This window comes from Roseiflexus sp. RS-1, assembly GCF_000016665.1.
GTDB lineage: Bacteria > Chloroflexota > Chloroflexia > Chloroflexales > Roseiflexaceae > Roseiflexus.
Genome location: NC_009523.1, coordinates 795,570 through 814,381, shown reverse-complemented (window position 1 = coordinate 814,381; position 18,812 = coordinate 795,570). Strand labels below are relative to the sequence as shown.

At 59.2% G+C, this 18,812-nt stretch carries 17 protein-coding genes and 1 CRISPR repeat array; of the genes, 14 read left to right on the top strand and 3 right to left on the bottom strand.

The features are described from left to right. Positions 1-108: 108 nt before the first annotated feature. Both ROSERS_RS03405 and ROSERS_RS03400 read right to left on the bottom strand, forming a co-directional pair. Positions 109-1,425 carry a tetratricopeptide repeat protein gene (locus tag ROSERS_RS03405; protein ID WP_011955432.1) on the bottom strand — a complete coding sequence of 439 codons (1,317 nt, stop codon included), beginning with the start codon at positions 1,423-1,425 and terminating at the stop codon, positions 109-111. Positions 1,426-1,439: 14 nt separating this feature from the next. Further along, positions 1,440-2,747 carry a tetratricopeptide repeat protein gene (locus tag ROSERS_RS03400; protein WP_011955431.1) on the bottom strand — a complete coding sequence of 436 codons (1,308 nt, stop codon included), beginning with the start codon at positions 2,745-2,747 and terminating at the stop codon, positions 1,440-1,442. 595 nt (positions 2,748-3,342) lie between these two features. Between ROSERS_RS03400 and ROSERS_RS03395 the strand changes: the two genes are divergently transcribed. Beyond that, positions 3,343-4,389, top strand: coding sequence for an endonuclease/exonuclease/phosphatase family protein (locus tag ROSERS_RS03395; RefSeq protein WP_011955430.1), 1,047 nt, complete (start codon positions 3,343-3,345; stop codon positions 4,387-4,389). Positions 4,390-4,701: 312 nt separating this feature from the next. On the opposite strand, the gene ROSERS_RS27115 is transcribed toward ROSERS_RS03395, so the two are convergent. After that, positions 4,702-4,836, bottom strand: a complete 135-nt coding sequence (locus ROSERS_RS27115; RefSeq protein ID WP_269627269.1) for a hypothetical protein — start codon at positions 4,834-4,836, stop codon at positions 4,702-4,704. A 171-nt stretch (positions 4,837-5,007) separates the two neighbouring features. Between ROSERS_RS27115 and ROSERS_RS03390 the strand changes: the two genes are divergently transcribed. The 13 genes from ROSERS_RS03390 to ROSERS_RS03330 all read left to right on the top strand — a co-directional run bounded on the left by ROSERS_RS03390 (position 5,008) and on the right by ROSERS_RS03330 (position 18,708). Continuing rightward, positions 5,008-5,223, top strand: coding sequence for a DUF433 domain-containing protein (locus tag ROSERS_RS03390; protein ID WP_011955429.1), 216 nt, complete (start codon positions 5,008-5,010; stop codon positions 5,221-5,223). Further along, positions 5,220-5,540, top strand: a complete 321-nt coding sequence (locus ROSERS_RS03385; RefSeq protein WP_011955428.1) for a DUF5615 family PIN-like protein — start codon at positions 5,220-5,222, stop codon at positions 5,538-5,540. Before ROSERS_RS03390 ends, ROSERS_RS03385 begins: the two co-directional genes overlap by 4 nt. A gap of 241 nt (positions 5,541-5,781) precedes the next feature. After that, positions 5,782-6,147, top strand: a complete 366-nt coding sequence (locus ROSERS_RS03380; RefSeq protein ID WP_041332923.1) for an endonuclease/exonuclease/phosphatase family protein — start codon at positions 5,782-5,784, stop codon at positions 6,145-6,147. A 152-nt stretch (positions 6,148-6,299) separates the two neighbouring features. Beyond that, positions 6,300-7,298: a helix-turn-helix transcriptional regulator gene (locus tag ROSERS_RS03375; protein WP_011955427.1), complete on the top strand. Its 999-nt coding sequence runs from the start codon at positions 6,300-6,302 to the stop codon at positions 7,296-7,298. Beyond that, positions 7,298-10,081 carry a CRISPR-associated helicase/endonuclease Cas3 gene (locus tag ROSERS_RS03370; protein WP_011955426.1) on the top strand — a complete coding sequence of 928 codons (2,784 nt, stop codon included), beginning with the start codon at positions 7,298-7,300 and terminating at the stop codon, positions 10,079-10,081. Before ROSERS_RS03375 ends, ROSERS_RS03370 begins: the two co-directional genes overlap by 1 nt. Continuing rightward, on the top strand, positions 10,078-11,655 hold the full coding sequence (gene casA, locus ROSERS_RS03365) for a type I-E CRISPR-associated protein Cse1/CasA (RefSeq protein ID WP_011955425.1): 1,578 nt from the start codon (positions 10,078-10,080) through the stop codon (positions 11,653-11,655). The genes ROSERS_RS03370 and casA overlap by 4 nt, the downstream gene beginning before the upstream one ends. Further along, complete coding sequence (casB, locus tag ROSERS_RS03360; protein ID WP_011955424.1) at positions 11,648-12,151, top strand: type I-E CRISPR-associated protein Cse2/CasB; 504 nt, start codon at positions 11,648-11,650, stop codon at positions 12,149-12,151. Before casA ends, casB begins: the two co-directional genes overlap by 8 nt. 66 nt (positions 12,152-12,217) lie before the next feature. Next, positions 12,218-13,426, top strand: a complete 1,209-nt coding sequence (gene cas7e, locus ROSERS_RS03355) for a type I-E CRISPR-associated protein Cas7/Cse4/CasC (protein WP_011955423.1) — start codon at positions 12,218-12,220, stop codon at positions 13,424-13,426. Next, positions 13,423-14,211, top strand: coding sequence for a type I-E CRISPR-associated protein Cas5/CasD (cas5e, locus tag ROSERS_RS03350; protein WP_011955422.1), 789 nt, complete (start codon positions 13,423-13,425; stop codon positions 14,209-14,211). The genes cas7e and cas5e overlap by 4 nt, the downstream gene beginning before the upstream one ends. Position 14,212: 1 nt before the next feature. Continuing rightward, entirely contained in the window at positions 14,213-14,929 is a 717-nt protein-coding gene (gene cas6e, locus ROSERS_RS03345) for a type I-E CRISPR-associated protein Cas6/Cse3/CasE (protein WP_011955421.1), read from the top strand. 94 nt (positions 14,930-15,023) lie between these two features. Continuing rightward, positions 15,024-15,971: a type I-E CRISPR-associated endonuclease Cas1e gene (gene cas1e, locus ROSERS_RS03340; protein WP_011955420.1), complete on the top strand. Its 948-nt coding sequence runs from the start codon at positions 15,024-15,026 to the stop codon at positions 15,969-15,971. After that, positions 15,968-16,243 (top strand): type I-E CRISPR-associated endoribonuclease Cas2e, encoded by a 276-nt coding sequence (cas2e, locus tag ROSERS_RS27285; protein WP_041332919.1) that lies wholly within the window; start codon positions 15,968-15,970, stop codon positions 16,241-16,243. The genes cas1e and cas2e overlap by 4 nt, the downstream gene beginning before the upstream one ends. Positions 16,244-16,308: 65 nt before the next feature. Then, positions 16,309-17,434: a CRISPR direct-repeat array (repeat unit 29 nt; unit sequence ATTGTCCCCACGCCCGTGGGGGTGAACCG). An 857-nt stretch (positions 17,435-18,291) separates the two neighbouring features. After that, complete coding sequence (locus ROSERS_RS03330) at positions 18,292-18,708, top strand: DUF3592 domain-containing protein (protein WP_011955418.1); 417 nt, start codon at positions 18,292-18,294, stop codon at positions 18,706-18,708. The last annotated feature ends 104 nt before the right edge of the window (positions 18,709-18,812 follow it).

Here is an 18,812-nt window from a genome sequence, read left to right as displayed (position 1 = left end):
GCGTTGTGCATCACTGGCGTTCTGCACAACCCGTGAGCATTATAGACATTCTTCCGGCGAACGTCCAACGATTGACAACGATGTGTATCTCCGGATGTGGAACGTCGGTCACGGCAGACCCTGAACGGGCCATCCTGCAACCGAGTCTCCCAGATGCAACGACAAACCGCGTGCATCGAGCGGCACCTCGAAGATCACCGGAACGCTTACCTGACCGATCCCGGTAGGGATTGCTTCACCGAGACTGAAATCGCCATAGACGCCACGTCCAAACGTTTCGAGGTAGAGTGTCGAGAGCGCTGGTTCGGGCAGATAACGGTTGCCGCGATGGTCAACCAGGGCGAACAGCGTCTCCGGTGCGACCGCTTCGGTTGCACCGCCGTTCCCGACCGCAACCAGCGCCAGGATGAAGCGCCCATTTGGCTGGCGCGACCCGATCGGACCATTCAGCACAACGGCATGGTCTGGTCGCAGCAGGGTGAGGGTCCAGACATCGCGCAGGATAACGGTTCCTGGTGGAAGGGTTGGCGCCGGTGTCGATGTCGGCGGTAGCGAAACGGTTGGTGTGACAGGTGCGCCAGTTGGCGCCAGTGTCGATGCTGGCGGTGGCGGAAAAGTCGGTGCCAGTGTCGATGCTGGCAGGGAGGGAACGATTGGTGTGACAGGTGCGCCGGTCGGCGCCACCGTTACCGGGGATGGTGCAACCGGCGTTGCAGCAGCGACGACGGGTGAGGGAGGCGGAACGTCGGGCGATGGCGCAGCCGATGCCGCATCACCGGTCGCTTCCAGCGTCGCCAGCGGCGGGGTCGGTTCAGGGCGAACATTCGTGGCCAGAAAGCGCGCATTCGCCAGCAACCCCGCAACGATCAGCAGCGCCGCGCCGGTTATGGCTATTCCGATCCAGGCATACCGCCTGGGAAAAGGCAGTGCTGTCCGCTCCGGTCGCACCGTTGACGTCTGATCAACCGGAGCGGAAGGAACAGATTGAGATGCTGCAGGCGACGGCGCAGCGGCGGCAGGTGGCAGGGGAGGCGGCGCAACCGCTGACTGCACGTGGGGATCAACAGCGGATGATGGCGGCGAACCGGACGATGGCGCTGCAGCGGCGGGTGGCGGGGACGGCGTGACCGGGGGAGGCGTTGCGGGCGGAGCAGCGGCAGATGGCGACGATCCCGCAGGCGGAGGCGCGCTCGATGCGCGCACCAGCAGAACCACGCGGCGCAGCGCCGCGCGTCGTTCTTCCTCACTCTCTGCGACATCGGCAAGCGCGCGCCACACCCGCGGATCGTCGGGGCGCTGCGCAACCAGCGCGCGCAGAAGAACCTGCGCGCGCTGGATGTCGCCTTGTTGACGCAAACGCGCCGCCGCGGTCAACAACGAACGCACGGCGGCTGCGGAGAGCGGATTGCGTTGAGTATCGGTCATAGAACCGGGGGACTTCAGCGCACTGCACCGATCACCAGGAAGCCCTGATCCGGCTTGTTCCGCGCAAACAGCATCAGGTCGGTCGCGTCGGGAGCGACATCGAATACCAGGTAGACGCTGGTTGTCAACCCATTTGCCGGAATAGCCGTTTCGTGCCCGACGTCCGCATTCACGCTGGGGCGCACTGCCGCACTCGACACCTCCGGTCGTGCCTGGTACACCCGCCCTTGCGCATCCTTGAGGACGAAGAAATCGCGCGGCAACGGCTGGGCTGTTCCGGTATTGTTGGCAACAAACACCAGCACGTGCAGGAACGCGCCTTTCTCGGCGGTAAAGTTGGCGACACTCGGACCGAGCGCCAGGGCATACAACTGGTTCGGGTAGGTGTAGTTCCAGCCATCCGCCTGGAGAACCGTCCCGATCGGAACCGGCGCCGGTTGCGCCTGTTCTGGAGGAATGACCGGCGCTGGAACCGGAGTCGGTTGATCCGCAGGCGGTGCAGCGGTCGGTTGCTCACCCGGCGTTGATTCCGGCGTTGCATCGCCGGGTTGCGGCGTCGCCTCAGCAGCCGGCGGCGTCGTCTCGACCGCAGGAGTTGGCGCTGTGACCGGCTCGGTTGGTTGTTCGACGACCTGTGTCGGCGACACAGGCGCGGGCGCACCTGGCGGGAAGAAGAGTTGAATCACAAGGAACACGATCAGCACCAGCGCAATGATGCCCAGCAGAACCCAGAGCAGTGGACTGGGACCCCGACGCGGCGGCTCTTCTTCGTCATCGTCAGCGCGAGTGGCGGAAGACCGTGGTGAAGATGACGCAGCGCGCGGCGGGACAGGCGAGGCGCGCGGCGGCATTGGCGGCAGTTTGCCGGCTTCTTCGGGCGGTTGTTCGGCGCGTGGCGGCGGCGCGGCGCGCGGCAGCGCATCGTAATCCTCGAACGCAGCATCGAGTTCTGCGGCGAACTGCTCTTCATCGCTCATTGCTGCCGCAGGCTTTGCCGGGGCTTCCGGCGCTGGCGGCGCGGCAGGAGCGGGAGTTGGCGGCGGCGCGGCGGGCGCGCGTTCGTTGCCGCGTTTTGGCAGCGGCACGCCCATCGCCTGTAGCCCCTTGATCGCCATCTCGTTGTTCGGATCGAGTTCGATCACCCGTTCAAGGGCAGCACGGCGCTGTTCCGGTCCTTCGGCGACACCGGCAAGCCAGAGCCACGCCTGGACATTGTCCGGCTCCTGGCGGGTGAGCAGACTGAACAAATTGCGCGCTTCCTCACGGTTCCCTTCGCGCGCCGCGTCGATCCCTAGCTGCAGAAGAGTTTCTGGCTCCGCCATGGGTATTCCTTCCTGCTGAGCAGCGGGTGTTGTGCATGTGCCCGTGGTGGTTGGGAGAACATGTTTGCATCGTTACCCCTCAATCGGCGCTATTCTACCATACGCATGAAAAAAGTCAACACCTTTTTTGAGATATAACGCACTAACAAGGCAAAGAGGGCATTCATGCAAGCAAAAAGTGTAATTGCTTACGCCCGAAACCGCCTTCGTATTTTCCACAGCGGTTCTCACAAAGGTTGAATCTATTGGACGAGGCTGAACACTCCTGGAAATGGCGCGCCCCACGCGATGACCGAAATAATGGAGATTGAAAATTAAATCCGCTATACTGCGCTAGCCGTGGGGCTGAAGCCCTCGGCTAACCAGGGCAAAGCCCGCCTGCGCGGGCTATACCGGATTATTTCTTCAAAGACCATCATTTCGGTCTACACTTTGCTGGAAGCAGGCGCCTCGCGCGACACGGCAGGCCTGGACGGGACAATGTATCTGAGAATTGCAATAACACCAGACGCCCAATATTGGAACTGGTCACCAACCAGCGGCGTTAGATTCAGTGTGGATGCATCGCAAAACCAACGATGAAAGGATCGCTTTCGTGGACACACTGCAACCACCCTCACATCGAACGCGCCACATCCTGCTCAATCTCCTGTTTGCTACGGTCATCGTCTACCTTCTCTTTCTTGTCGTCTGGCTGATCACGAGGACACTCTTCGGTGATCGCTGGTGGTGGCTGTTCCTCCTGAACGCCGTCACGCCGTACCTGCTCATGCCGCTTCCGCTGCTCATTCTGCCGGCGATCATCGCCCGTCGTTGGTTCGCCGTCGCCCTCAGCATCCCCCTGTTCGTCATCAGCGCACCACTGCTGATCGATCCCTGGTTTCAGCTCAGCACCGCGCGCTACGGTTTCAGCTCCCAAGGGGCGCCGTTCAGGGTCATGACCTTCAACATCAACGGCGGCAATGAGCGCACGGATCGCGTGCTTGCAGCAATTCGCGCCGCGCAACCCGACATTATCGCCCTTCAGGAACTCAACCCCTCGATTGCTGCCGCACTCGAGCGCGATCTGAAGAACGAATACCCCTATCAGCTCCTCGATCCGCAGTGGGGCGTCACCGGCATGGGGATTATCAGTCGCTTCCCGCTCCGCCCGCTCGCCGCACGCCTGCCGGGTGATCGCTGGATCGGCGCACCGCAGGCGGTCGAGATCGACACTCCGGGGCAGACCATCACCCTGCTCAACTTCCACGCTATCCCGCCGGTCGGACCGTCCGAGTATATGACCGCAGCAATCGGTGAACGTGAGCGTCAGGCGGAAGCGATCAACGCCTTCGTCCAGGCGCAGCGCACACCGGTGGTCGTCGCCGGTGATATGAACGCGACCCCGTTTCATCGCGCCTACCACATCCTCGAACATGGCGCACTGTCGGATGTCTGGAGGGAATGCGGCAGCGGCGCTGGCTTCACATGGCCCGGCAATCGCACAATCGGGGGAGTTCCGGTCCTACCCTGGTTCGTGCGTATCGACCATCTCTTCACCACAAACGGGATCGTCTGCCTGGATGCCTCGGTCGGACCGTGGGACGGCGTTTCGGACCACCGCGCCGTGGTGGCGACGCTGGCGGCGGGGTGGAGGAATTGAGGGTGCGGGGAATGCGCCAGTCTAGGGACGTCGATGCTTGTGCGATGATAAAACGGACTTGCGAACAGAAGCGCGCTGCGCCGTTGGCGCAGGATGAAGCATTGATCGAGTCGTTCCTGGCGTGGGAGGAATAGACCGAACGACCGAATCTGACGCAGATCGAGGATACGACTCTGGACGTGTATGAGCGGTTTAGCCGCGCGCTGGCGGCGAGCGCGATGGAAGATCAAGAAGCGCAGCAACCCGCAGCGGCGCCAGTGTGTCCAAACAGTGGCGCGCCAATGAGATGGAAAGAGCGGAACGGGGTGAATGTCACACGTCGGATAGGGTAGAAAGAGAACGCGGATACTCCTGCTGCGCTGGCTGCCGCAGCAGTTTTTTTCCCTGGACGCGCAGCTTGAGGTGCGGTCGGGGCGCTGGAGCGCAGAAAGCGGCACGATTCGGCATACGCTTCTTCTCCTCATCAGAAAGCCATGTTCAATATCAATGCCACACATCCGGGTTTTTGATCACGCTTCAAACACTGCCCCTGTTTGAAGACCGCCTCACACAATAACCCGACCGCCACAAGCGTGCCGGTTGTGCTATCATACAGCCAGTGCGTGAAAGGACGGCATTATGGTTCAGCCAAATCTGATTATCCGGGATCACGAGATTCTCGGTGGAACGCCGGTGTTTGCTGGCACACGGGTACCGGTGCAGACGCTGTTCGACTATCTCGAAGGCGGTTATTCCCTCCAGGAGTTCCTCGACGACTTTCCGACCGTGCATCGTGATCAGGCGGTCGGAGTTCTGGAACAACTCAAGCAGATGTTGTTAACGCAACCTGTATGAAGATCTTGCTTGATGAATGCCTGCCGCGTAAGCTCAAATATGAACTGCCGGACCACGACGTCTTGACTGTCTCTGAGATGGGCTGGGCAGGCGCTAAAAACGGCGAGTTGCTGCGTTTAGCCGAGACTGCCTTCGATGTCTTTATTACTGCTGATCAGAATATGACATATCAACAGAACCTGCGTTCAACAACGTTAGGAATTATTGTTATCGTGGCGGCTAACAATCGATTCGAGACACTGCGCTTGCTTATGCCGAATGTTGTGCAGGCATTGTCAGCAATTCAACCGGGTGATCTCCTGCGAATTCCTGTGTGAGCCTATAGCCTGGATCGTCTCCTTCCTACAACACTACTATTCCAAATGATCGCACCGGTCGCCTTCATCAGCCCCACGGCGGAATAGAACACGGATCAGCACGGATACGACGGATCGGCACGGATGACGTTCTGTCTGCAATAGCCTGCCGCTGGCTGGCTTCGCCCTGGATAGCCGAGGGCGTATGGTCTTTGAAGAAATATAGCAGTTCTCAGAAACATTAAACCTGGTCGGTCTCCATGTGGAAGCCGCAGCAATCGGTGAACGTGAGCGTCAGGCGGAAGCGATCAACGCCTTCGTCCAGGCGCAGCGCACACCGGTGGTCGTCGCCGGTGATCTGAACGCCACCCCGTTTCATCGCGCCTACCACATCCTCCAACACGGCGCACTGTCGGATGTCTGGCAGGAATGCGGCAGCGGCGCCGGCTTCACATGGCCCGGCAATCGCACAATCGGGGGAGTTCCGGTCCTACCCTGGTTCGTGCGTATCGACCATCTCTTCACCACAAACGGGATCGTCTGCCTGGATGCCTCGGTCGGACCGTGGGACGGCGTTTCGGACCACCGCGCCGTGGTGGCGACGCTGGCGGCGGGGTGGAGGAATTGAGGGTGCGGGAAGCCTTCTGCTGCTTTACCGTTCACCAAACCGCATGATCTCCGGCATTTCCCTCAAAATATTCCTGTGATCACAAAAAAACCGCACACTATGCGGTGATCGCATGGTACCCTGATTCCAGAGACAACTGGAAAGGCGCAGGCATGTCAAAGACGGAAACCCGCTACGAAAGGCTCGACGGCATCGAGCGTTATCTCGCCAGGCATCAAAAAAGAGGATGTACTACTTCTGAGCTGGCACGTGAATTCGGGGTCGATCCCGATACAATCCGGCGCGATCTTGATCTGCTTGAGGCACGTGGAACAGGTCTCATCAAGGAAGGGCGCCGCTACCATCTTGACCACCGACGGATCATTCACACAATGAAGATTTCCAACGACGAAGCGCTGGCGCTGTATATGGCTGCTCGCCTGTTGTCCCGGCATAGTGACGAACATAACCCGCATGTTGTAAGCGCCCTCGACAAACTGAGCGACGCACTGCGCAGCAAATCTCCGCTGATCGCCGACCATATCGCGCGTGCTGCGGCAGCCGTGCGTGAGCGACCGGTTCGGCGTGAATACGTCGAGGCGCTTGAAGTACTGACGCAGGGTTGGGCGACCGGGCGCAAGGTGCGGCTGTCCTACCACTCCTACAGTAAAGACGAAATGACCGAGCGTCTCTTCGCACCTTACTTTATCGAGCCTTCCGGCATCGGCTACGCATGCTACGTCATCGGCTTTGATGACCTGCGCAGCGAATTGCGGACCCTCAAAGTTGAGCGCATACGCACGATACGCCTGACTGATGAGCAGTTTGCCATCCCTGAAGAGTTCGATCCGATCCGTTTGCTTGCTTCGGCCTGGGGCGTCATCTGGCGTGATGAAGGAACCATCGAAGTAATCCTGCGGTTTGCGCCCCAGGTGGTACGACGCCTCAAAGAAAGCGTCTGGCACGTCAGTCAGCGTCTGGAGGATTGCCCTGACGGTTCATGCCTGTTTAGCGTGCGAGTAGGGAGCACCGTAGAAATGAAACCCTGGATCCGTCAATGGGGCGCTGCCGTGGAAGTGCTTGCTCCCGACGAACTTCGCGCCGAGATGATCGAAGAAGTCCGTGCACAGGCTCGCCTGTATGGTCTCATACCTCACAAGGAAACGCATTGATGAAAAGCATCGATCCGCTGCTCCTGCAATTCTGGGGAAAAACCCCCCGTCCAGGTACGCCGGTTACCCAATTTCATCCGGCGATCTTTCATATGCTCGATGTCGCATGTGTCGCCGAGGCGCTTCTGCGACACGGACCGCAACGGGTGCGTCAGGCGCTTCTGCATGCCTGGCGCGGCGCCGATCCAGAAGCATTGATCTCCTGGCTTCCATTTCTAATTGCGCTTCACGATCTGGGCAAACTCTCTGCTGCTTTTCAAGGGCAGGACGAAGCCCAGCGCGAACGTCTGACTCGAGCAGGGGTGCAATTTCGATCCCACTCCCCGGAGTTGCACCATGCCGCGATCAGCGCGCTCTGGATTCATGATTATCTCGCTCAGAATGAACCAGAGATCGCACAAGACCTGGTCTGGATTTTCCGTGATGCAACGGGAGGACACCACGGGCGCTTCGTTGACGAGTCGATGGAAGACCTGCGCAAGAAATTGCATTACGTGGAACGTGGCGAATCTCGCTGGCGAGACTGGCGGAAACAGGGCTACGTTCTCCTTCGCGATCTGCTGGCGCCTGAAGATAAACCGCTGCACCGCATTGGAACACCCGTCGCACCACGCCCTGCGACCGTTGCACTGACCGGACTGCTGGTCTGGAGCGACTGGATCGGTTCGAATGAACACGACTTCCCGGCTACACCCGGAATGGACATTCATTGCTACCTGTCGCTCAGTCGTCAGCGCGCGCAGAACGCCCTGACGACACATTATCTCCGGGCAAGCCGATCTCAACCGCAGTACTCGGATTTCCGCGCACTTTTCCAGGCTATCGCGCCACGTCCGTTACAGGCAGTCGTAGACCGCCTGTCCGACAATGACTTGCGGCAACCGGCGCTGGTCGTTATCGAAGCTCCCACCGGCGAGGGCAAGACAGAAGCGGCTCTGGCGCTTGCACGGCGTATCGCCGCTCTCCGAGGAATAGATGAGATCTTCTTTGCCCTGCCGACGATGGCCACCGGTAATCAGATGTTTACCCGTCTTGAACGATTCTTCCGCACCCTGTATGGCGATGGCGGCAGTGTGCGCCTGAGCCACAGTCAGGCGATTGTTGTCGAAGACGATCTGCGTCGCCGGGTGACGCTCAGCGCTGATCAGGATCGATCCGATCCTGAAGGGTGCAGCGCAGACGTGATGTTAGGGTGGTTCGTCGGACCGAAGAAGGCGATGCTTGCGCCGTTTGGCGTCGGTACGGTGGATCAGGTCGAACTCGGAGGCTTGAATGTGCGCCATTATCCGCTACGATTGTTCGGTCTGGCGAGCAAAGTGGTGATGATCGATGAGGTGCATGCCTATGATGCGTATATGAGCGTCATTCTCGAACATACCCTTGCCTGGCTGGCGACGCTGGGTTGTTCGATCATCCTCCTGTCCGCCACACTGCCGCGTCAGCGTCACGATGCATTAGCGCGCGCATTTCTTCGCGCTACAGAGCCTGCAGCCGCCCTGTCTCTTCCAGAAAAATTGCCGTATCCGGCGCTTTCACTGTATCACGCCACGGCGCAATCCCACCACACCTGTGATGTCTTCCGCGGCGAGCAGCGCTTTATCCTGCGATTCAGGAAGCAAAGCGCTCCCGAAGAGGAAGCCGGACGATTGCTGGAACTGATACGCAATGGCGGCGCAGTTGCGCGTATCTGCAACCGGGTGGATGACGCGCAGGCCATCTACCGGGCGCTGATTGCCTCCGGTGCGCGTGATGTAACGTGCGTGCTGCTCCACGCTCGCTTTCCGCTCCACGAACGGCAGCGTCGGGAGCAATGCATCAGCAATCTCGTCGGCAAAGATTCGCAGCGCACGCCTGAGCAGCGAATCATTATCGCAGGAACCCAGGTGCTGGAACAGAGCCTCGACTACGACGTTGATGTCATGGTCAGCGACTTTGCGCCGATTGATCTGCTCCTCCAACGCGCCGGTCGTCTCCATCGCCACAATCGATGCCGTCCAGACGACCATCGTGAGCCTGTGCTGGAAATCGTGATTCCATACGACGAGCAGGGCGAACCAGACTGGCGTCGCTGGCGAGCGATCTATGAGCCGTATATCCTCTGGCGCAGTCTGGCAACACTGTGTGACGGCTTAACTGACGATACACGCATCGTGACCTTACCCCGCGATTATCGAACTCTGATCGAGGCAGTCTACAGCGCGGCGCCTGTTGTCGGTCGCTACGCCGGGGAAGTTGCAAAAGCGGAGCAGGAGTATCGTAAGACCATCGATGCGCAAACTGCTAAAGCGCGCAGCCCGCTCACGCCTGATGCAATGATCCGGGCGCCGATTGTCGAACACGGCGGTCGCTCCTATATCGAAGAAGAAACGGGTGCGGAGGCTTCCTGGCAACTGGCAAAGACGCGCCTGGGCGACCGGGTGACGCTTGTGCCGGTCTACCGGGTCAATGGTGAGGTATCCCTTGATCCAGGCGGAACCTTTCGCATTCCAACCGATGTGCCGCCGACGCTGGAGCAGATGAAGGACGTGATCAACGTTGCCGTACCGGTCAGTGATCGCGCAGTTATCGCTGCCTACCGCGACGAGCATCGGGATCGCGCACTACGCTGGACCTGGAGTGTAATTCCGGCGCCGCTCCGCGGGCTGCATCCACTCCCATTGGATGTGCAGACGCACAGTATCACCATCAACAGGCGTCGCCTGCGTCTTGATAACGAACTGGGGTTGGTTATCGAGAAGGGGGATGCCGACGTGAGCGGTGATTGGTTTGAGGAGGATCTATGACAGCATCCCTGAGTTTCAATCTGTGGACTGAACCCTGGATTCGGGTCATCCGACGCGACGGGCGCGACGATGAGATCGGCATTGGCACGTGCCTGACCGACGCGCACGAACTGGCAGCGCTGAGCGACCCCTCGCCGCTGGTCGCAGGCGGGACGCATCGCTTGCTGACGGCAATTCTGCAAGCGATCCATCAACCACAAGATATAGGAGAGATAGCAGCGTTGCTGCACAACGCGAAGTTCGACATAAACCGCTTGCAAGCGTTTGAGAAGAACCATGCTGGACGCTTCGATCTCTTCGATCCTCACGCCCCGTTCCTGCAAACCGGCGATGTTCCGCTTCACAGCAATCACAACCCGCAGCCGGTCGCGCGCCTGTTTGCCGAGATACCGGTAGCAACAGAACGGGTCCACTTCACTCATGTGACCGACGACCGCCATCGCATCTGCCCAGCATGCTGCGCACGCGGGTTGGTGACAGCGCCAGCATTCGCCTCTTCTGGCGGCGCAGGCATACGTCCCTCGATTAATGGTGTACCGCCGATCTACGTCCTGCCGGCTGGCGATACGCTGTTCGAGACACTGACCCTCTCTCTGGTCAGCAGCGATTATCTGCCGCCAGGCGCCGATCCGAAGCGAGCCGATCAGGCGATCTGGAACAGCGATCCACCAGTCGTTGGCAAGAATTGCGAAGTCAGCGCGGTCGGCTACCTGGAGAGTCTTACCTTTCCTGCCCGCCGGATGCGGCTCTATCCGCAAGCAGGATCGGTGTTCTGCACGAACTGCGGGCGCCAGACCGACATTTTCGTTGCCACAATGCTTTTCGAGATGGGTCACTGGCTCAGCAAGCAGACGGGTGTCTGGGAGGATCCTTTTGTTGCGTTCCGAAAACCGTCGAAGCAGAGCAAGAATGCCGATCTCAAACCAATCCGTCCCGAAGAAGGCAAAGCCATCTGGCGCGAGTATGCTGTGTTGTTGCTGGACGAAGATGCAGCCGGTCTGCGTCCACGCATTGTGCGACAGCTGGCGCGCCTGATCGATAGAGGGACGCTCACCGGGCGCCAGCGTCTTCGCTTTCGCTGTATTGGCATTCGCACCGACGGCAAAGCCAAAATCTTCGAGTGGCTCGATGAAGCGCTTGAAGCGCCGCCAGAATTGCTCCAAGACCCCGACGCCGCCGCCTATGTCGGTGAAGCGCTCCGTCAGTCCCACGAGGTGGCAGCCATTCTCAAGAGCACCTTTGAGCGTCACTTTCGACCCGAACGCGGAACCGGCGGATCGAACGAACAGAAATTCATCCGTTTCAAAACTGTGCTCGAACGTCTGATTGCCGACTACTGGCGGCGGCTGGGACTCCATTTCCGCCAGTTTGTCAATGATTTGAGCGATGTCTGGCAGCGCGATGACACCGCACGGACATGGGTGATATTGATCATCAAGGAAGCGCAGGCATGTTTCAGAACCGCTCTCGATCAGACCGGTGACCGCGCCGATGCTTTGCGCATTCGGGTCGAAGCTCAGGCGGAATGTGAGCGTCAGCTGCATGCCAGACGAAAGGAGTGGCTGAATGAGTGAACCAACCCGACAGCAGCGCCAACAGCAGCAGGTTGATGAGTTTATCACCGCGCTCGAACGATTGGACAACGCCGGGCGCGCGCGCCTCAAACGGAACGCCGGACGGTCTTTGCACGAAGCTCGTGGTGTGCATCAGATCTTCTATCAGGCGTTGCCCTACGAGGTTGCCGGGAGATCTGAAGAAGCGATCTACTTCCTGGTCGCCACCCTCTATCCACTCGCCGACTCCCGCAATGATCAGCGCAGCCTGGGAGCGATCCTTCGCGCTGTGCGGCAAAGCCGGGCAAGCGAGAGCATCGACCGGCGGTTTCAGGCGCTGCTTGATAGCGATGGCGAAAACCTGCCCTTTCGATTGCGTCAGGCAGTACGTCTTGCTGCGGCAAGCGACCAGTCAATCGACTGGCGCCGGTTGCTGAACGATCTTCTGCATTGGGATCATCCGGATCGCTATGTCCAGTTGCAGTGGGCGCGCGATTATTTTACCGATCATTCCTGAGCGCCATCTATCATCGCAACCGAATGAAGGCACAATTCTATCCTCTAGAAGAAAGGACCCAAGACCATGCTGATCGCACTCCATCTGCTTCAGAACCATGCTCCGTCGAATCTGAACCGGGACGACAACAACGAACCGAAGGACGCGATTTTCGGCGGCGTGCGACGAGCGCGCATCTCCAGTCAGGCGATCAAGCGCAGCATCCGCTGGTCGGATCACTTTCGCGCCCCGTTTGAGACCCAGGGGTTACTGGCGATACGCACCCAACTCCTGCCTGAAAAGGTGCGTCACCATCTGGTGAATGCCGGTCTGAACGACGATGATCAACGCGCAATTGTCGAAGCAGCCGCGCGTCTCGGCAAGGGCGAGCAGAGGAGTCCCTCCGGTGAAGGCGAAGCGGGCGATGAGCGCGGTGATCAGAACCAGCCTCGCAGCAGCTCAAGGTCTCGACGCAGCAGCCGACAGAGCAACACTACCGGCGACGCAGAGAGGATCAAAACTGCCCAACTGATGTTTCTGACCGAAAACGAGATCCAACAGCTGGCTCAACGGTTGATCGAGATTGTGCGCGAGAAAGGGGCAAAGCACCTGAACGAACTTCAGGGCGATACGTTGGTTCGAGAGATCGGTGAGTATGAACCGCACTCGGTCGATATTGCCATGTTCGGACGCATGACGACCTCCAGCCCTTTCAAGGATGTGGAAGCCGCTGTTCAGGTGGCGCATGCGATCTCCACCCACGCCGTTGAGATGGAGTTCGATTTTTACACGGCAGTAGACGATATCTCCGGCGAAGCAGGCGCCGGATTCATCGGCGACACAACCTTCAACAGCGCCACCTACTATAAATATTTCTCCATCGACTGGGATGGTCTGCTCAAGAATCTGCACGGCGAGCAGAACGTCGCCCGGCAATCTGTGGAGGCGCTGATCAGAGCAGCGCTATTTGCAATTCCCAGCGGGAAACAGAACAGTTTCGCCGCGCACAACCTGCCCGACCTGGCGCTGGTCGAGGTGCGCAAGGAGAACATTGCCCTCAGTTATGCCAATGCATTTGTCAAACCCGTGCGCGCAACAGGCAAGCTCTCCCTCATCGAAGCGTCGGCGAAAGCATTGGAGGAATACATTCCCGCCATCAACGAACGCTACAATCTCAGCGCTCAGCGCGCCTTCCTGAGCACCGTTCCATTCACGCTTTCAGGAGCTGAGTGCTGCTCCGATCTGGAAAAACTGATCACCTGGCTGTCGAAGCAGATAGGGGGAGGAGTGCAATGAACACGCTCTTCCTGCGGCTGGAAGGACCGCTGCAATCGTGGGGGTTGCGAGCGCGCTGGGGCGAGCGTGACACGACTGACGCACCGACCAAATCCGGCGTCATCGGATTGCTCGGATGCGCACTGGGTCTGCGGCGCGACGATGCGCGCCTGCGCGATCTGAGCGATAACCTGCGCATGGGGGTGCGCGTGGATCTGCCAGGCATCCTCATGCGCGACTACCATACAACCGGCGGTGGACGCTATAGCACGATTGCGTCTACCGGCGGACCTCGCTACCACGACGAACCGTACATTGGCGGGGTGCTTTCAGCTGAAGTCACCAAAGGGCGCATCAAAGTCAAAATCAACCAGAAGACAGGCGAACCGGAGACCGATGTCTCCGAACGCTACTACCTGGCTGACGCTTCGTTCCTGGTTGCGCTTCAGGGTTCACCGGACTACATCGGAGAACTGGCGACTGCTATACAGTCGCCAGTCTGGCCGCTGTTTCTAGGGCGCAAAGCGTGCGTTCCTTCGACGCCAATCTTCGCTGGTACGGGGCAGTTCGACATCCTGGAAGACGCACTGAAGAACCTGCTCCTGTCGCCACGGGTTGAGACAGCATGGCAACGCTCGCGTCCCACGCAACTGCGATTACTGATCGAGACCGGACCCGGCGCCGGCAATCGTCAGTACGACAATATCGGCACACCATCCCGGCGGGTCTTTCGCGCCCGGTACGTCCGTGAAACATGGTTGCGATTAGAAGACGGTCCTGCTCCGATCAATACGATGGAGGGATGAGATGTACCTGTCACGTTTGATCCTCGACGTTCGCCAGCCACGGGTTCGACGTGATCTGAGCGATGTCTACCGGTTGCACCGCACTATTCTGAGCGCATTTCCCCAGGCGCCGGATAATGTACCGGCGCGGGCGCATTTCGGCATTCTCTATCGCATCGAACCGATCAGCGATATGCCATGGCTCGTGCGACTGCTGGTGCAATCACGCGAACAGCCCGATTGGTCACATATACCAGACCGCATGTTCGGTCCGGCGCTCGACGAACGCGGCAACCCGGCGCTACGACGGATCGATGATGAATATGCGCGCATTCGAAGCGACATGCAGTTCCTGTTTCGATTGCTCGCGAACCCGACCAGGCGACTGAGCAACCGCAGCTCTGAGCGAGATGACCGGCTTCTTGGGAAACGAGTCGCTCTCTTGCGTGAAGAAGAGCAGATTGCATGGCTTGCACACAAAGGTGAGCAGCATGGTTTTCGTCTGCTCAGCACGTCGGTCAACCCTGACGTGCCAGCCGTTCAGGCGGCAAAGCAAGCGGACGAGCACGGATGGCGGAAAGCGACGCAGACTCAGACAATGCACCTCACATTTGGCGCCGTGCTCTTCACCGGCTATCTCAAGGTCACTGATGCTGACAGATTCCGAACAGCGCTGGAGCATGGGATAGGGAGCGGCAAAGCCTTTGGGTTTGGTCTGTTATCTATCGCTGCTCAATGACCGGAAACACAGGAGAGCACTGCGCTTCTTGCCATCCGGCAGACGTGCCCATCAGCACCTTAACAACATTATTCGCTCAACAAAGGAGACGGCTATGCCAGTGCACAATCTACAAATCTTGCCCAAGGTCAGCGATAGCTGGACCTACCTGTACGTCGAGCATGCCATCATTGAGCAGGATGACAAAGCAATCGCGATTCTCAACAAGGAGGGCAAAACTCCCGTACCTTGCGCCACGCTCTCGCTCCTCATGCTGGGTCCCGGCATCAGCATCACCCATCAGGCCATCAAGACACTGGCAGAAAACGGGTGCATGGTGGCCTGGGTAGGAGAAGAAGGCGTTCGTTTTTATGCAGTTGGCATGGGAGAAACCAGATCAGCGGCCAACACACTGCGTCAGGCAGCAATGCACAGCGATCCGGATCTGCGTTTGCGAATTGTACGGCGCATGTACGAAATGCGCTTTCCTGAAAAGCTCGATCCCGGTCTCACCATTAAGCAGATTCGAGGGAAAGAGGGAGCGCGTGTTCGAGACACATATGCGCGGTGGAGCCGTGAGACCGGCGTCAAGTGGGATGGTCGATTCTACAAACAGAATGACTGGCGGCGCACCGAACCGATTAATCGGGCTATTTCGGCAGCCAACAGTTGTTTGTACGGGATCGTTCATGCTGCGATTGTCGCTGCAGGCTACTCACCTGCGCTCGGATTCATTCATACCGGCAAGATGCTCTCGTTCGTCTACGATGTCGCCGATCTTTACAAAACGGACATCGCCATTCCGGCAGCTTTTCGCTGCACAGCAGCCGGTGAGAGTCGACTAGAGAGTCGAGTGCGACATTTGTGTCGTGATCTGATCCGTGAGCAGCGCATGCTGGAACGCATTGTCGATGATCTCCACAGAATCTTTGACATCTCAACGCTCGATCAGCGCGAGTCGGAGTTGTTTGATCGATATTATGCCCGCCCTGGCAACCTGTGGGATCCGGAAGAAGGGGAGGTTGCTGGCGGCATCAATTACAGCGAAGAGGAAGTTTCATGACTGTCATCATTCTGGAGCGAGTACCTGTCGGTGTGCGCGGTGAGTTGACCCGCTGGATGCTCGAGATACATACCGGTGTTTTCGTAGGTACGCTATCGGCGCGAGTACGAGATCTCTTGTGGGATCAGGTATGCCAACATATGCGAGATGGCGCGGGTTTTCTGGTGTACCAGACCAACACTGAGCAGGGATTTGCGCTACGGAGTTGCGGACCCACAAATCGTCAACTCATACAGGTAGAGGGGCTCTTTCTGGTAAGAATACCGTCCTGATGCGGAACATGACTTCGAGGCTTGTTTTTGGAGGCGAATCGCATTAGAATGCCTGAGACGCAAGTATTGTCCCCACGCCCGTGGGGGTGAACCGTAAGCGAACACCTCCAGCGCCAAACTCGCAGCATTGTCCCCACGCCCGTGGGGGTGAACCGCCAGTGAGATGTGTAACGCAGAAGGAGCACTGATTGTCCCCACGCCCGTGGGGGTGAACCGCCAGCAGGGATGAGCGGTATATGCATGACCTGATTGTCCCCACGCCCGTGGGGGTGAACCGGCATTTCACTATATGCTGATAGCGCTCCAAACATTGTCCCCACGCCCGTGGGGGTGAACCGTCTTGTAGTGGTGGGGGTGTGCTATGGCGTTTATTGTCCCCACGCCCGTGGGGGTGAACCAGTTTTCGTTATAGCCTGCACGTGCAGGCTATATTGTCCCCACGCCCGTGGGGGTGAACCGCGGCGTTTTTATGGCGCATTGCCGGAAAACCGATTGTCCCCACGCCCGTGGGGGTGAACCGCGCGGTTGGTCGCTGCGCTCCGGCGGTTCGATATTGTCCCCACGCCCGTGGGGGTGAACCGCGCGTCGTCGGCAACGTTCTGCTGGTGGTGTAATTGTCCCCACGCCCGTGGGGGTGAACCGAGAAGCGTGTGTTGTGACAGCGGTTGCGGAACATTGTCCCCACGCCCGTGGGGGTGAACCGCGAGCCGTATCAGGAACTGGCTGAAACGCCAATTGTCCCCACGCCCGTGGGGGTGAACCGTGCGCAATCATCAGCGCGTCGATAGCGGTCAGATTGTCCCCACGCCCGTGGGGGTGAACCGTGTGATAGACCCGCCTGCTGGGATGCCCTGGTATTGTCCCCACGCCCGTGGGGGTGAACCGTGCGCAATCATCAGCACGTCGATAGCGGTCAGATTGTCCCCACGCCCGTGGGGGTGAACCGCATGCTAGTCCGGCCTGTCATCGCGTGCGCGAATTGTCCCCACGCCCGTGGGGGTGAACCGCGAGCAGCGAGCGTCACACCTAGTCGGCACGCCATTGTCCCCACGCCCGTGGGGGTGAACCGTTTCCGCAGTGTGCACGATCGCGCCAGGCGCGATTGTCCCCACGCCCGTGGGGGTGAACCGGATGTAGTCTTTCTCAAACGATGTGTCGTTGCATTGTCCCCACGCCCGTGGGGGTGAACCGTTTTACTGAAAGCATTCATGTCAGAGCATCATTTGGTCGTTCTGTCATGTTCCTGGGGCGCCGGAACCGTGCGCGTTCCTGCATCGCTTGTGTGTACGGGTGTCGTGTCCATACGCAGCGATGCGAACCATCACAGAGCGAGAGCATCTCGCCTTTGACTGCCTCGCAATGGCGGGAAGCCCTCGCTCTTCGGCAACCAGCACGGAGGGTGAACAAACTCAACGGCTCCTGTGCCATCCTCCTCCGGCAGCGCATCAATCACAACGCCGACTGCGCCGGATGCGCCAGAAGTAAGCGCCGCTGCGCCCAACCCGGAAACGCACAACACAGGACGCCACGCCGCTGCGCCAGCCAGGGAACGGGAAATCCCTGGGGTCTGGAGCCTACAGGGACAGGTTTTTTGGGAATCTCCTGCGTTCCTTCTCTCGTTTTGGGCTTCAGGACGCGCAGACTCCCCCTTCTCCCCTTGTGGGAGAAGGGGGTTGGGGGGATGAGGGGCAAAGGCGCTCACTCTCACGTGCGTTCATCAACGAACGGTCTGGCGCTTTCAGGCAACGCGGATACGATCTTGACCCGGCGCCCCAACAGTTCCGCCTCAGCGTGGCATCGCCGCAATCCTGCACCGTAGCAAACCGGAAATAATCCCGTCTTTCCGCATCCGGGTGCGCCAGCGCCCCTCTGCGTCGGCGTCACGAGCGGGAGCGATGACAGCGCTGCATCGGTTTCGTGCTTCGCCTGAATGACGACAGAACGGCGCTTGCAGCGCAGGTGTCGCCCCGGCAGTTGCGACACCCTGTATCACAAGGTACCATGTCCCTGCAACCCTGTGCTGTTGACCAACGATCAGGAGCGAAGCTATGACGGGATTACACTATATGGCTCTCTTTTTGCTGCTCATGGGCGGAGGATTTCTGGTTGGCGCCGGGTATCTCTTCTGGCAGAGTCGGCCATTTCAACACGGGATGGAATGCTCAGCCACGGTCATCGACATCGCCTCTCGACACGATGAAGATGGCCGCAGCGAGCTCTACGCGCCTGTTGTCCGATTTGTCGCCCACAATGGGCGGGAAGTGACGATTACCGGCGCTGTTTTCTCTCGTCCCTGTTCCTACGAGATCGGCCAGACCGTTACCGTTGAGTATCCGGCTCGAGCGCCGGAACAGGGCCGGATTAAGGGCGAAGACCGGTTTATGCGCACTGTTTTCGGTATCACAGGCGGTGTGATCACGGCTATTGGTCTCATCGTAGGGGTAATCGCCTTCTCGAACGGATGAAGTGCCATTCGCAGTCCGGCTGTTCCTTCGCCCGCCGGTGAAGACGAAGTACGATGTCATCACAGTGGCTGACTCTGTTACCAGCAGGCTGCGAGCCTTCGCAG